General features: G+C 73.5%; 11 protein-coding genes. 4 read left to right on the top strand and 7 right to left on the bottom strand.

Annotated features, from left to right (window positions below; translation table 11 throughout):
- Positions 1-4: 4 nt before the first annotated feature.
- The 5 genes from OERS_RS01125 to OERS_RS01105 all read right to left on the bottom strand — a co-directional run bounded on the left by OERS_RS01125 (position 5) and on the right by OERS_RS01105 (position 5,262).
- Entirely contained in the window at positions 5-337 is a 333-nt protein-coding gene (locus OERS_RS01125; RefSeq protein WP_056649628.1) for an ArsR/SmtB family transcription factor, read from the bottom strand.
- 83 nt (positions 338-420) lie between these two features.
- A complete protein-coding gene (locus OERS_RS01120) occupies positions 421-1,293 on the bottom strand; it encodes an SDR family NAD(P)-dependent oxidoreductase (protein WP_068623709.1) in 873 nt (290 codons plus the stop codon).
- Positions 1,290-2,738: an enolase C-terminal domain-like protein gene (locus tag OERS_RS21360; protein ID WP_169834162.1), complete on the bottom strand. Its 1,449-nt coding sequence runs from the start codon at positions 2,736-2,738 to the stop codon at positions 1,290-1,292. The genes OERS_RS01120 and OERS_RS21360 overlap by 4 nt, the downstream gene beginning before the upstream one ends.
- Positions 2,735-3,553 carry an SDR family NAD(P)-dependent oxidoreductase gene (locus OERS_RS01110; protein WP_231907794.1) on the bottom strand — a complete coding sequence of 273 codons (819 nt, stop codon included), beginning with the start codon at positions 3,551-3,553 and terminating at the stop codon, positions 2,735-2,737. The genes OERS_RS21360 and OERS_RS01110 overlap by 4 nt, the downstream gene beginning before the upstream one ends.
- Positions 3,550-5,262 (bottom strand): hypothetical protein, encoded by a 1,713-nt coding sequence (locus tag OERS_RS01105; protein WP_068623705.1) that lies wholly within the window; start codon positions 5,260-5,262, stop codon positions 3,550-3,552. Before OERS_RS01105 ends, OERS_RS01110 begins: the two co-directional genes overlap by 4 nt.
- Positions 5,263-5,481: 219 nt before the next feature.
- On the opposite strand from OERS_RS01105, the gene OERS_RS01100 reads away from it, so the two are divergent.
- On the top strand, positions 5,482-6,210 hold the full coding sequence (locus tag OERS_RS01100; RefSeq protein ID WP_068623702.1) for a GntR family transcriptional regulator: 729 nt from the start codon (positions 5,482-5,484) through the stop codon (positions 6,208-6,210).
- Positions 6,211-6,229: 19 nt separating this feature from the next.
- Here the strand turns inward: OERS_RS01100 and OERS_RS01095 are convergent, their stop codons facing one another.
- Positions 6,230-6,721, bottom strand: a complete 492-nt coding sequence (locus tag OERS_RS01095) for a hypothetical protein (RefSeq protein WP_068623700.1) — start codon at positions 6,719-6,721, stop codon at positions 6,230-6,232.
- Positions 6,718-7,269, bottom strand: coding sequence for a hypothetical protein (locus OERS_RS20880; RefSeq protein WP_068623698.1), 552 nt, complete (start codon positions 7,267-7,269; stop codon positions 6,718-6,720). The genes OERS_RS01095 and OERS_RS20880 overlap by 4 nt, the downstream gene beginning before the upstream one ends.
- 286 nt (positions 7,270-7,555) lie before the next feature.
- Here OERS_RS20880 and OERS_RS22200 point away from each other — a divergent pair, with 286 nt between their 5' ends.
- From OERS_RS22200 to OERS_RS01075, 3 genes are all read left to right on the top strand, one after another.
- A complete protein-coding gene (locus OERS_RS22200; protein ID WP_068623696.1) occupies positions 7,556-8,671 on the top strand; it encodes a GNAT family N-acetyltransferase in 1,116 nt (371 codons plus the stop codon).
- Positions 8,672-9,083: 412 nt separating this feature from the next.
- Positions 9,084-11,363, top strand: coding sequence for a peptidase C14 (locus OERS_RS01080; protein WP_248948269.1), 2,280 nt, complete (start codon positions 9,084-9,086; stop codon positions 11,361-11,363).
- A 62-nt stretch (positions 11,364-11,425) separates the two neighbouring features.
- Positions 11,426-13,693 (top strand): peptidase C14, encoded by a 2,268-nt coding sequence (locus tag OERS_RS01075; RefSeq protein ID WP_248948267.1) that lies wholly within the window; start codon positions 11,426-11,428, stop codon positions 13,691-13,693.
- Positions 13,694-13,953 lie beyond the last annotated feature (260 nt).

Raw genomic sequence — 13,953 nt, 5'->3', positions numbered from 1 at the left:
CCGGTCATGAGCAGGTGCACCCGTCGGGCGAGCAGCACGTCGGGTCGACCGTGACGACGAGCCGGAGCAGGTCGTCCAGCGCGGGCGCGAGATGGCTGTCGGCGAGCCGGTACCAGGTGCGACGGCCGTCGGGGATCGCCTCGACGAGCCCGCACCCGCGCAGGCACGCGAGCTGGTTCGACATGACCTGGCGCGAGACGCCCAGGGCGTCGGCCAGGTCCGAGGGGTACGCGGGCGCTTCACGCAGGGTCAGGAGGATGCGCGTGCGCGTCTCGTCGGACAACGCGTGCCCGAGCCGCGCGAGCGCCGCGGTGTGCGTGAGGGTGACGGTCTCCATGGACAGGACAGTACACGGAAACCTGAATCCAGAAGATGGTGTATCGCCAAGGCAGCCGGGTCGTCAGGGTCCTCCCGGTCGACTCACCCCAGCCCGTACCGCGCGTCGAGCTCTGCGTCGTGCGGCAGCGTGCCGAACGACGCGGTCCATGCGCCGTCGGCCGCGATCGACTGCCCGGACACGTAGGACGACTCGTCCGACAGCAGGAACGCGACCACGGCCGCGATCTCCGACGACTCGGCGATGCGCCCGAGCGGCGGGCCCTCGGCGAGCCCGCGCTCCTCGGCCGCCGGGTCGGCGGCGTTCGCGATCTGCGCGTCGAGGTGCGGCGTGCGGACCCCGCCGGGCGCGACCGTGTTGGCCCGGATGCCGTAGCGCCCGTACGTCACCGCGACGCTGCGCGCGAGGGCGTCGATCCCGCCCTTGGTCAGCTCGTAGGCCGCGTGGTCGACGAACGAGGACCGCCCGTGGATGGACCCGACGTTGACGATCGACCCGCCGCTCACCTGGTCGGTGAACGCCTCGACCGCCGCGGCGGCCCCCCACAGGTAGCCCAGCCCGTTGATCTCGACGACGTCGCGCGCCGTGCGCTCGATCGCCTCGGCCCGTCCCGGGTCGCCCATCGCGTGCAGCGGGGTGGTCTGGGTGATGCCCGCGTTGTTGACCCATCCCGCGAGCGGCGCGAGGGTCCGGGCGACGCGCGCGGCCTCGCGGTGCGCCTCGCGGTCGCGCGAGTCCGCGAGCACGACGGCCGCACAGATCCCCTCCTCGACGGTCCCCGAGCCGGGGGTCCGCTCGAGCCCGACGACGACCCACCCGTCGGCGGTCAGCCGCGCGGCGATCGCACGGCCGATGCCCTTGCCGCTCCCGGTCACCACGACGCTGCGGGTCGCGGCGCGCACGTCGTCCGGCCCGACAGCGGAGCCCGCCCCGGGCGTGCTGGTCGGGTCGGTCATGGCTCCTCCTGGTCGTCGAGCATGCGGTTGCCGTCAGTCGAGCATGAGCCTGTCGTCGTTCCGGAGCCGATCCCGGACGCCGACCGGACGCTCGGCCGCGAGGGCTCGGTCTCGAACGTGAAGTACGCGGGCGAGAGCGTGAAGCCCAGGCCGGGGGCCTCGGGCGGCAGCGCCGTGCCGTCCGAGAACGTCGGCCCGCCCTCGACGAGCAGCGGTGCCGGGTCGTAGGGGTTGCCCTGCGGCGAGCGCTCGAACGTCTCGACCCCGATCCCCGCTGCACCTCCCAGGTGGACGCTGACCTCGGGGTACACGTGGCTCGACGTCACGAGCCCCGCGTCCTGCCAGGACCGGACCAGGGGTTCGGCCGCGGTGATGCCGCCGATCCCGACCACGTCCACGCGCGCCACGTCGAGCGCGCCGAGCGCAGCGAGCCGAGCGAAGACCTCGGGGTCCGTGACCTCGTCGCCGATCGCGAGCGGCAGTCCCGTGACCTCACGGATGCGCGCGGCGCCGTCGGCGTCCTCGGGCAGCACGGGGTCCTCGAGCCAGGCGAGCGCAGGCGCTCCGGCCCCTGCGGGACCGCCGATCCCCCACGCGTCCAGGTCGGCGAGCGCGTCGTCCGCGTCACGCCAGCCGAAGCCGACGTCCACGACGACGCCGCTGCGGCCCGCCTCCGTCTCCCGGCCCGTCGCTCCTGGCAGCTCGTCGCGCAGGATCGCGAGCAGGCCGCGCATGAGGTCGCGGTCGGGAGAACGGGAGATCTTGAGCAGCGGCCAGCCCTCGCGGGCGCGGTCGAGCACCTCGTCGGCGACGTCGCGCGCCGTGCGACCGGGGGTCGGGTAGGCCGCGACCAGGATCGCCGGGCGGGCCGCGGGCGCGACCGGGCCGGACGCCCCCTCGCCCGCCCGCAGGTCAGGGCGGGTCGACGGACCGACGCCCGTGCCGTCGTCGGGCACCACGGCCGCGCCGTACGCACCGTGAGCCGAGGACGGGACGCGCGCGGGGGCGCCGGACTCCAGGAGACGCCACACCGGGACGCCCGCAACCTTACCCGCGACGTCCCACAGCGCGACGTCGACCAGACCGATCGCCCGGCGGACCAGGCCCACGCGCCCCACGATCGCCGAGCCGCGCAGCGCGGCGTCCCACGCCGCGCGCACCCCTGCGGCCGGGTCCCCGACCGGGAGGTCGCGGCCCACGACGTGCGGTGCGACGAGGCGCTCGACGACCTCGGCCATGGGCGCCTCGCGCGTCAGGGCGTAGGAGACGCCCGTGACCTCGGCGCCGTCGGGCAGGAGCGCACGGACCTGGACCCCCACGTACTCGCGGCGCGTGACCGTCATGGCCCCGAGCTGCAAGGGCTGCGGCAGGGCGACGACGGTCGTCGACGTGCGGACGTCGGTGATGCGCGCGAACCCGCCCCGGCTCATGGCTCGGCTCGTCATTCCGGCTTCTTCGCGAGCGGGACGCCGTAGTCGATGATGAACCCGCCGTCGACGTAGAGGGTCTGGCCGATCACGTACTGCGACTGGTCGGACACGAGCCAGCTCACGGCGTTCGCGATCTCCGAGGCGTCGGCGAGGCGGCCCGCGGGGATGCGCGCGAGGATCGTCTCCTCCTTGAGCGTCCCGGCCGCGACGCCCTGGCGGAAGACGCCCGTGTCGATGTACCCGGGCGCGACCGCGTTGACCCGTACCCCGCGCGCGGCCCACTCGGCCCCCGCGGTCGAGGTCAGGCCGATCACGGCCGCCTTGGTCGTCGAGTACGGGGCCCGGCCCGCGGAGCCGCGCGCCGAGACCGACGAGATGTTGACGATCGCGCCGCGGCCCGCGGCGAGCATGTGCCGGCCCGCGGCCTGGAGGCAGGTGAAGACGCCGTGCAGGTTGACGTCGACCACGGCCTTCCACTCGTCCCAGCTCAGGTCCTCGATGCCGCGGTGGCGCTGGATCCCAGCGTTGTTGACCAGGACGTCGATGCTGCCCGTCGCGGCGGCGACCGCGTCGAACGCCGCCCCCACGGCCGCGTGGTCGGTGACGTCGAGGGGCATCCATACCAGGCTCGGCTCGGCGGGCAGGGCCACGAGGTCGAGCGCGGGCAGGTCGTGCTGGACGACGTCCGCGCACACCACGCGGTAGCCGTCGGACGCGAGCCGCTCGGCGATCTGTCGGCCGATGCCCGCCGCGCCGCCCGTGACGATCGCGGTGCGGAGCGGGGTGCCGGCCGGGGTGCCGGCCGTGGTCGTGGTGCTGGGGATGCTCACTGGTCCTCCGTGGAAGTCTGCGCTGGTACGGGCGTCGTCGCCGCCAGGGTGTCGATGAGGTGGTTCGCGTGCTGCTCGAGCCGCGCGAGCGACCCGGGCGCGAGCGGCGACTGCCACGCCTGGTAAGCGCCGCGCTCGTAGGCCTGGTCGGTCGGCAGGTACACGAACCCCGGGCCGTTGGTCAGGTTCGCGACGACCACGGGGTGGTCACCCGCGTGCTCGCGGACCGTGCGCTGGAAGCGCGAGTACGCCTCGCCCGGGTGCGCGACGAGGAACCCGTCGCCGATCTGCCACACCCACGTGGGGTGCTCGACGGTCGGGCCGGTCACGTAGCCGTCGCGCAGGTTGCGCGCGCGGCGCAGCCGCTCGTCGCGGCTGCGCGGGTCGATGTCGGCCCACTCGGCCTCCATCTGCGCGAGGGTCGGCAGGCCGCGCAGGTCCAGCACGACGGCGTCGCTCACCGCGCGCAGGACGCGCGAGCCCTCGACGGGGCGCGGCTCCCACATGCCCAGCGGCGCTCCGGACTGCACGACGTGCGTGAGCTCGAGGGCCGTGCCGGGGGGCGGCAGCTCGGCGAGCGCCGCGAGGACCGCGTGCCCGAGCGAGAGACCGTGCCGGTCGGCGACCGCCACGTCCCCCGTGTACTGCTCGCGCGGGGCCAGCTCGCCCGAGGCGCCCTGGAAGAACGCGACGGGGGCCCCGGTCGACTCCTCGACGAGGTCGCGCATCGCGCCCACGTAGTCCGGGGAGACCAGGGTGTTCTGCCACGCGAGCGTCGTGGGATGGCAGGCGTAGTTGACGATCGTCGCGAGAGGCGTCGTGGTCCGCAGGGGCTCGCGGGCGGCCACGCAGGCGGGGCAGCGGCTCGCGTCGGCGGTCGACGGCGGGTGGTCGTGCCCGGTCGGTGCAGGGTGGTCGTCCGCGGTGTGTGGCTCGACCCGGCTGAGCCGGCCGATCACGACCGTGTCGTCCGTGGCGGCGCGCAGGACCGACGGGTTGAACCCGATCACGGGGAGCCCGAAGTCCTCGGTGACGTCCGCGGTGGCGCCGGAACCGGCGGACGTCGCGGCACCGGACGCGGCGGGCCCCGTGTCGACGGGCTCGCCGTGCGACCCGCCCGCGCCGAGGATCAGCTCGCGGTCCGCCGCGAGCGCGCAGCGCCCCGTGGTCCACTCGAGCGTCGCGGGGGCGAGCGTGGCCACGGCCTCGCGGCCCGCGTCGACGGCCTGCGCCGCGAGGTGCTCGAGGTAGGCGGGGACGAGCTCGCCACCTTCGAGGTCGGCGTCGTGGCTGCACAGCACCGGTCCGGCGTGGGTGTGGGACAACGAGATGAGCAGCCGCTCGGGCGGCAGGCCGAGGCCCGCGAGGACCGCGTCCCGGACGCCGCGCTCGTCGTCGACGCGGCGCCACCACGTGGCGTCCACGGTGATCATGACCAGAGGATCGGTCCGGGGCGCGCCGGTGCGCTCGGGGTGAGCGGCGCCGTCGGGCGTGCGGTGCGCGGGCGAGACGCCCGAGCCGGGCGTCTGCTCCTCGGCGAGGGCGATCGCGGTGAGGGTCATCGCACGGTGCGACCCCTCCGAGGCGTTCCAGTCGGCCGGACCCCAGTTGCGGGCGCGGATGCCCACCGGTGGCGTCACGTCGCGGCGCGCGACACCTGCCAGACCGCGGAAACCAGGCACCTTCACCTGGTCGTGCAGGGACACCATGGATCCTCCTCGAGCCTGTGCGTGAACCCTCGAATGCTATAGCATGTAGTGAGGGGGCAAGCCGTCCGGTGGCCCTTCGCCTCGATGGTGGCACAACGGTGCGCCCCGCGCAGACCTCGCCCCGACCACGCACCGCGGGCGAGCAGCCGGGCCCGGTTCGCCGACCGCTATCCTTCGGGGCACCTCCCGGATCGGACCGCAGAACACTACGGAGAACCCATGGCGCTCAAGAGCGTGCCCGACCTGAACGTCGCCGACCGCGTGACCGTCGAGCTGCGAGAGGCCATCTTCAGCGGCGACCTCGCGCCCGGGTCACGACTCGTCGAGCGCAAGCTCGCCGAACGGCTCGGCACGAGCCACATCCCCGTGCGCGAGGCCCTCACCCGCCTCACCGAGGAAGGACTCGTCGAACGCCTCCCCCACCGCGGGGCGCGCGTCGCCGCGCTCACGAGCCGCGACCTCGAGGAGATCTCGAGCCTGCGCACCCTGCTCGAGCAGTTCGTCGTCGTGCGCGTGCAGGCCGAGTGGGACGCCAAGACCGAGGCCCGCCTGCGCAAGACCGTGCAGCAGATGGTCGACGCGGCCGAGCGCGGCAGCTCGGCCCGCGTGTTCGAGCTCGACCGACGCTTCCACGAGCAGCTCTGGGAGCTCGCCGACCACCGCATGCTCATGACCATCACGTCCCAGCTCCGTTCCCGGATCACGGGCTTCCTGCGCGCCGCGAACGTGGCCCTGGACCCCGAGGCGCGCGTCGCGCACGCCGAGACGCACAACCTCATCATCGACGCGATCGCGAGCGGTGACCCCGAGCGGGCGCGGACCGTCATGGCCGAGCACATCGGCGAGGCCGCGGCGCGGCTCGAGAGCCACACCGAGGAGGGCGAGGCAGAGGCCGGCCCTGCTCCGGGGACCGCGACCGGGGCCGTGGCCGTCGAGGCCGCGCGCTGACGCGACGGGCCGTGCGGGGTCAGGCCGGCAGGTAGCGGAGCAGCAGTCGGCCGACCAGCGCTTCGTACGCGTCACGCGCGAAGACCAGGTGCACGGGCGGGGTGAACGGCACGTCCTCGACCCCCTCGTCGGCACGTTCGCCCGGGACCTGCCAGCCGAGGTCGCGCCACTCGACGACACCCTGACCGATCACGAGCCGCGCACTCACCGCGCCGCACCCGAGGTCCGCACACACCGGGCAGACGAGCAGCGGGACACGACCGTCGGCGAAGACGCTCACGTCGTCGGGGGCTCCGCCGCCGAGCAGCACGTCGAGGTACTCCGACGCGGTGGCCGACAGGAACGGGCTCGGGTCGACCAGCGGGGCCGCGAGCCCTCCCGGCCCCTCCGCAAGGGACACGCGATCGACGAGCCGGGTGAGCGTCTCGCCGTCGACGGTCCACTCGTCGCGGTACGCCAGCGTCCCGGGGTCGGTCGGTTCCATGACCGTGCGGATGCCGAGCTCGTTCACGCGCGCTCCGACAGCAGCGCGGACTCGCGCCGGGACGCCACGAGGGCGAGCGCACCGCACCCGACCGCGAGCACCAGGAGAATCGGTCCCAGTGCGCGGGACAGGACGAGCGCGACGATCGGGCTCGTCACGACCAGCGCGATCCCCGGGCCCCGGAGCAACGGGTTCCCGGTACGACCGTCGAGCAGGAGCAGCCCGATGCCCAGCGCGAAAGCAGGACCGGCGAACCGGAGCATCATCGGACCCGAAAAGTACGCCAGCAGGACGAGCACGAGCAGGACCACGCCGTACCGGTCCTTGCCCTCGGTCACCCATGCCGGTCCACGCCTCGTGCGACGCGCGGCGACGACCCACAACACGAGGTACACGAGGGACGGGACGAGCATCCCCGGCCAGAACCTCCAGGGTTCGCTCCAGAGGGACACGGCGAGGACGGCGAGCCCCGCGGCCGTCCCCGTGAGCGGGAGGGACGTGGCGCGTCGCTGGGCGCGACGCCTGGCCTCGGTCGCTGCGAGGAGCGAGGCGGCGTCGACGGTGGTCCTCATCATGGGAGCACTGTGGCGTGCCGGGCACACCCCGTCAACAGGGGTGGGGGCAGCGAAGGGACGGCTCGCGTCGGTGCGGGTCGTGGCGGTCGAGGGATGGACACGTCGTGCGAGGTCCAGCCCGACCTCGCACGTGCTTCGTTGCCGTGCATCGTTCACTCGAGAACGTGGGTGCGAGACTATTCTTGCTATAGCAAAGCGTCAAGCCGACAGGGCCAGGCGTACCTGGACCGCCTCGCGCACCCATCCCCACCTGCGACGACATCCCGCAGGCTCATCGAGGAGCCCCATGGACTTCCGCACCGCGACCCCCGCCGACGTCCCGTCGCTGTACACGCTGTGGGCAGCGGCGTTCGACGCCCCGCTCATGGTCCCGGTCTACGAGACCGACGCCGACCGGCTCGACCGCACGATCGTCGCGGTCCTCCCAGGGACGGGCGCAGAGCCGGACCGCGTCGTCGCCTCGGTCTGCTGGAGCCCGCGCACGCTCGTGGGCCTTCCCGGGCCCGGTGGGGCAGCCACCACGCTCACCGTGGGCGGTATCGCGAACGTCGCCTCGGCGCCCGACGTGCGCGGACGGGGCCTGGTGCGGCTCGCGCTCGCCGCGGCGGTCGAGCGCATGGAGGCCGCGGGCATGGACGCCTCGCTGCTGTTCACGGGCACCCCTGGCGTGTACCGCCCAAGCGGCTGGGAGACCTTCGAGGTCCCCGTCGTCACGGGCCCCCTCCGGCCCGACGGCGCCGCTCGCCCCGGGCAGCCGGGCTCGGCCGGGCAGCCGGGCGCGGCCAGGCAGCCGGGCTCGGCCGGGCAGCCGGGATCGGCCGGGCAGCCGGGCTCGGCCAGGCTCGTGGTCCGCCACGAGCGGCCGGTGCACGCAGCTTCGGCCACCCCCACCACGTTCCCCGCCTGGAGCACCGACCTCCCGTGGCGGGATCTCGCGACCCTCCACGACGCGTTCCACGACGCGCCCGTGACCACGCGCCGGACGGCCGAGCACTGGCAGCACCGGGTCCCCCTCTGGTACTCGGCCGCCGAGCTCCTCACCGCTCGACGCCCCGACGGCACGATCGCGGGCTACCTGGTCGCGGAGAGCGAAGGCGAGGTGGTGCGCGTGCGGGAGCTCGCCGTCGGGCCCGACGACACGTCGGCGGTCGAGGCGCTCGCACGAGCGGCCCGAGCCCTGGCCCGCGAGCGCGGCGCGACCCGCGCCGAGGTGCGCCTGCCGCACATCCCGGCGACCACGGTCCTCACCGATGTGCTCCTGGCTGCCGAGGACCGCGAGACGACGTCGGACGCTACGGGCATGCTCCGACCGGTCCGGCGTGCAGCGGCGGAGATCGACGCCCTGCGCGCCGCGACGAGCGGCCCGGCCGCCGGCTTCCACTGGCCCGGCGACTACCTGTGAGGCAGGGGGCGCCCGCCGTCGTGCCCGACGAGGGACGCGCACCGAGATGCGGCCAGCGGGGGTCGAGGAGGTCGACCCCACCCCCGTGGCCCGCATCTCGATGCAGGCACCGTGCCGATGTCAGCAACGCGCCTCGGGAGGCCCTGACGGACCTGGCGACGCGTCACCATCCTCTTGACATTGCTATAGCACCGGCCTAATCTCCGGGAAATACCCGATTCATCCGGACGCAACGAAGCGCATCCATCCTGCTGTCGCGGCCTGCCGCACACAGCCTGAACCGTTCCCTCGCACTCCCGTCGCCGGTCACCGCAGCCCCGGCCCGGCGGACTCCACCCGCACTCCCCCGTTGCCGCGCGTCGGCCACGCCTGAACGGACCCGTCTCATCGACTTGTCCGAAGGGTGACCCACGTGAAGACCCCCCTGACTGCCCGCGAGAGCGCGGCAGCCCCCGACCTCTCCCCCGACTCCGACCCCACCACCCCCTCGCGCCGCGGCCTGCTGCGCGTCGCCGGCATGGGCGCGCTGGCCGCGACCGCGTTCGCGCTGTCCACGAGCACGGCGCCTGCGGCGCTCGCCGCGCCGCTGGGCCTGAGCAAGGACAGCGAGCCCGACGACGAGCTCACCGTCGCGACGTCCGTCGCCCAGCTCGTCGGCTGGCGCGCCAAGAAGATCGACCACGGCACCGTGGTCCGGCTCCTGGGCCACGCGACCCCCGGCGACGGCGCCGCCCGCCTCGTCCGCTACGACGCGAAGAGCACCGCGACCCCCAACGGAGGCACGGTGCTGGCGCCGCAGGACCTCGGTGCGGCCGGGCTGGGTCCTGGGCGGTGGCACACGCTCCACACCGGCACGGCCGACTTCCGCTGGTTCGGGATCTTCGGCGCCGACGCCCCCACGGGCAGCACCGACGACGCGCTCGACGCGCTCGTGAACGACCCGACCGTGAGCCGCATCGAAGGGCACACCGAGCTCAACTTCGTGCGCCGCCACACCTACGCGCGCTCCGACCTCGAGCTCGACTTCGGCGGCCGGACGATCACGACCGAGGGCATCGAGCGCAACGCGCACGACAACCCGTTCGGCGCCGTCATGTTCTTCCAGGGGACCGTGACGGACGTGACCCAGCAGCGCACGCTCGTCGAGACCATGCCCGACCAGCGCGACGTGTTCGAGGTCGCGGACTCGACCGCGTTCGCGGTCGGCGACTGGTGGACCGTGCAGGTCGACCCCCGGCCGGGTGGCGGGCGCGACGAGCGCGAGCTCCAGCGGCTCGTGCAGGTCACCGAGGTCGTCGACGCGGCGCACGTGCGCGTCAACTACCGCAACGGCTGGGAGCTCGCCCCGGGCCGCGTGCTCGAGTGGCGCAAGGTCGTGCCCGTCGAGCAGGTCCACGTGCGGAACATGACGTTCGTCGGGGCCGGCCCCTACGACGGCCCGCTCGACGGGGAGCTGCCCGACGACCGCGAGCTCAGTGGCTCGCACCCGGTCGCGTACGAGTTCGCGGTGCGCTGCGACGTCTCGGACGTGCACGGCTCCAGGACGTGGTGGCCCGTCATCATGCGCCGCTGGAACACGTTCTTCGCGACCGAGCGCTGCTCGGTCGCGAACCCGCCCACGGTCTTCTACGGCGGCGCGGGCTACCTCACGCAGCAGATCTACTGCCTGCACGGACGCGTCGCGGACTGCCGCTCGCACAACGCGCGCCACCTCAACGACCTCACGGCCTCGGCCTACTGCCTCGTCGAGAACTGCCACGGCGACGGCGACGACCAGGGCGGCAACCCGTTCACGACGCACGGCCAGTACGAGCACGACCTGGTGTTCCAGGGCAACAGCGGCCTCATGGACATCGCCAACTCGGGGGCGCAGTGGGGCATCAGCGCCAAGCGCATCACGGTCAAGCAGCACGTGGCCTCGTGGTTCACGGTGAGCACCAAGATCACCGACCTGACGCTGGAGGACGTGCACGTGGTCGCACGCTCGACGTTCGACCAGCAGGGCAGCCTCACGGTCAACGCCGACGGCGTGCAGATGCGCGGGTGCACCGCGTCGTTCTTCGCGGTCGCCCAGCGGTCGAACCTGTCGAAGCGGCCCAACGTCATCGAGGACTGCCACTTCTCGCTGCCGGTCGCCAGCGTGCTGCACCAGACGCCGGTCGCGAACCCGGTCCACTTCGTCCGGACGAGCTTCACCGGGTTCGACGGCACGATCCTGCGCGGCGCGGGGCCCGTGACGTTCACCGACTGCACGTTCGTCGGCTCGACCGACGAGGCCTCCCCCGCGGCCCCCGCGCTCGTCGGGTCGGCCGACGTCACGATCAGCGGCGGGACGCTCACCGGCACGGGCATCCAGCTCAGCGGGGTCCGCGACCAGAGGCTCACGGTCCGCGGGACGGAGCTCTCCGGCACGACGACGGCAGGCGCCCTGGTGTCGCGGGCTGCGGGCCCGGGCGCGGTCCAGGTGGACCTGCGCGGCGCGACGCTCGCCACGAGCGGGACCACCGCGCACGTCACGCTGACCTCGGGCGCCGACGCGCTGACCGCGGTCGGCACGCGCTTCAGCGGCGGCCGGTACGACCTGGCCCCGGCCACGCGCGTGCTCCAGTCCGGCTGCGTCGAGCAGGGCGTCGACCGCACCGGCTTCCCCGAGGGCGACCACGTCCTCGTCACCGACTCCCTCGCGCTGTGAACCGCACGAGCACTCCCCCTCCCTGCCCACCCGGAAGCACCCCTGATGAAAGGCCTCTGCAGATGACGAACCTTCTTACGCCCGGACAGACCCCCGACGGGCCGGCGACGGCGCCGACCTCGCCCCTCCAGGGCCCCACGGTCGAGGCCCCCTCGCGCCGCAACCTGCTGCGCGTCGCCGGGATCGGCGGCCTGGTGGCCGCCGGCGCCCTGATGGGCACGCAGTCGGCCGCAGCCAGCACGCCCGCTGCCGCGGCGCCGTCGGGCGTGCTGCCCATGAAGAAGGACGAGCCCGACGACGAGGTCCTGGTCGCGGCGTCCGTCGCCCAGCTCGTGGGTTGGAAGGCCAAGAAGATCGACGACGGGACGGTCGTCCAGCTCCTCGGCCACGCCACGCCGGGTGACGGTGCGGCGCGCCTGGTCCGCTACGACGCGAAGAGCGAGGCGGCCGCGAACGGCGGCACGGTGCTCGCGCCGAAGGACATCGGAGCCAAGGGGACGAACCGAGGGCGATGGCACACGCTCCACACGGGCACCGCCGACTTCCGCTGGTTCGGGCTGTTCGGGAAGGACACCCCGGCCGACGACGCGCTCGACGCGCTCGTGAACGACCCGACCGTGAGCCGCATCGAGGCGCACTCCGACCTCAACTTCGTGCGCCGCCACCGGTTCACGCGCTCGCACCTCGAGCTCGACTTCGGCGGGCACACCATGACGACCGAGGGCATCGAGAAGGCCGGGCAGGACGACCCGTTCGCGGCCGTCCTGTTCTTCCGCGGCACCGTGACCGACGACGTCCGCACCCACAAGCTCACGGCCGTCATGCCCGAGCTGCGCGACGACTTCGAGGTCGCCGACTCCTCGCAGTACGCCGTGGGCGAGTGGTACGCGCTCGAGGTCAACGCGCTCGCGGGCAAGTGGGAGCGCGAGCTGCAGCTCCAGGTCCAGGTCACGCAGATCGTCGACGCGACGCACGTGCGCGTCAACTACCTCAACGGCTGGGAGCTCGCCGCGGGACGCACGCTCACGTGGACCAAGGTCGAGCCCGTGCAGCAGGTGCACGTGCGCAACCTGTCGTTCGTGGGCGTCGCGGGCGGTGACCAGTACACGGGATCGCACCCGCTCGCGTTCGAGTACGCGGTGAGCTGCGACGTCGAGAACGTGCACGGGGTCGCGACGTTCTGGCCCCTGGTCATGCGCCGGTGGTCGACGTTCTTCACGACGTCGCGCTGCTCGCTCGCCAACCCGGCCTCGATCACGTGGGGCGGCGCGGGCTACCTGACGCAGCAGATCTACTGCCTGTACGGGCACGTGTCCGACTGCCACACCTCGAACTGCCGCCACCTCAACGACTGGACGGCCTCGGCGTACGGCCTCGTGGAGAACTGCCACGGCGACGGCGACGACCAGGGCCCGTTCGTGACGCACGGCCAGTACGAGCACGACCTGACGTACGTCGGGAACTCGGGGCTCATGACGTTCGCGAACTCGGGTGCGGCGTGGGGCTCGTCGGCCAAGCGCATCACGGTCAGCAAGCACGTGTGCTCGTGGTTCGTGGCGCGCGTCAAGGTCACCGACCTGACGCTCGAGGACGTCCAGGTCATCCGCAAGGAGGGACTCGCGGGCTCGGGCATGCTGTGGGTCAACGCCGACGGCGTCCAGCTGCGCGGGTGCCAGGCCGACGACACCCTGATCGTCTCGCAGGCGTCGAGCCGCTCGAAGCGTCCCAACGTCATCGAGGGCTCGCGCTTCAACGTGCTGCCGGGTACGCCGATCACGCAGGCCACCGTGACCAACCCGGTCCACCTGGTCCGCACGACGCTGAACGGGCTGGAGGGTGCGTCGTTCGCGGGCGCGGGCCCGGTCGTCCTGGACCAGTGCACGCTCGAGGCCGCCGAGGGCAAGGGCACCGTGACGGCGTCGGGAGACCTGACGATCCGTGGCGGCGTGGTGCGCAACGTCGCGGTCGTCGCGGCGGGCGCCGCCGAGCAGACCATCCGGGTCGGCGACGGGGCCCGGCTCGAGGGATCGCCCGCGGGCGGCACCTTCCTGAGCCGGGCGAAGGCGGACAAGCCGGTCATCTGGAACCTGGACGGTGCACGATCGACGGCTCCGACGGGTGACACTGGTCACGTGAAGCTAGACGCAGGTATCAATCGATGGTCGGCCGTGGGCTCCACCTTCACGGGTGGTCGCCTCCAGCTCGCCGACGGCGCGTTCGGCACGGGGTCCTACCTCCTGCACTCGGGCAACGTGGAGAGCGGCGTGCAGCGCGTCGCGATCCCGTCCGACGGCCCGACGGTCTCGACGACGGGCACGCTCGTGGTCTGACCCCTGCCCGTCCCGCCGGCCGCACCCCGACAGCACGAGGGGTGCGGCCGGCGTCGCACGGGCATCAGGGCAGCGACGGGACGTTCACCGACACCGAGCTGCCGGCCTCCGACCTCCGGCGCCGAGAACGGGGTTCCGCGCCCTCGACCACGAGGTTGCGGTCGTTCTCCGTGGGATACCGACCGCAACCTCGTGCTCGGCACCGGCGGACCGGCCCGGTGGCAGCGGCAGCCGTCGGTCTCGGCCCGGTCGTCGACCAT

The organism is Oerskovia enterophila, from assembly GCF_001692445.1.
Classification (GTDB): domain Bacteria; phylum Actinomycetota; class Actinomycetes; order Actinomycetales; family Cellulomonadaceae; genus Oerskovia; species Oerskovia enterophila.
This window is presented reverse-complemented; position numbering and strand designations above follow the sequence as displayed.

Bases quoted from the DNA above. Each gene is read 5' to 3' on its own strand.
- OERS_RS01125 (WP_056649628.1), bottom strand. From the start codon at position 337: ATGGAGACCGTCACCCTCACGCACACCGCGGCGCTCGCGCGGCTCGGG.
- OERS_RS01120 (WP_068623709.1), bottom strand. From the start codon at position 1,293: ATGACCGACCCGACCAGCACGCCCGGGGCGGGCTCCGCTGTCGGGCCG.
- OERS_RS21360 (WP_169834162.1), bottom strand. From the start codon at position 2,738: ATGACGAGCCGAGCCATGAGCCGGGGCGGGTTCGCGCGCATCACCGAC.
- OERS_RS01105 (WP_068623705.1), bottom strand. From the start codon at position 5,262: ATGGTGTCCCTGCACGACCAGGTGAAGGTGCCTGGTTTCCGCGGTCTG.
- OERS_RS01100 (WP_068623702.1), top strand. From the start codon at position 5,482: ATGGCGCTCAAGAGCGTGCCCGACCTGAACGTCGCCGACCGCGTGACC.
- OERS_RS20880 (WP_068623698.1), bottom strand. From the start codon at position 7,269: ATGATGAGGACCACCGTCGACGCCGCCTCGCTCCTCGCAGCGACCGAG.
- OERS_RS22200 (WP_068623696.1), top strand. From the start codon at position 7,556: ATGGACTTCCGCACCGCGACCCCCGCCGACGTCCCGTCGCTGTACACG.
- OERS_RS01075 (WP_248948267.1), top strand. From the start codon at position 11,426: ATGACGAACCTTCTTACGCCCGGACAGACCCCCGACGGGCCGGCGACG.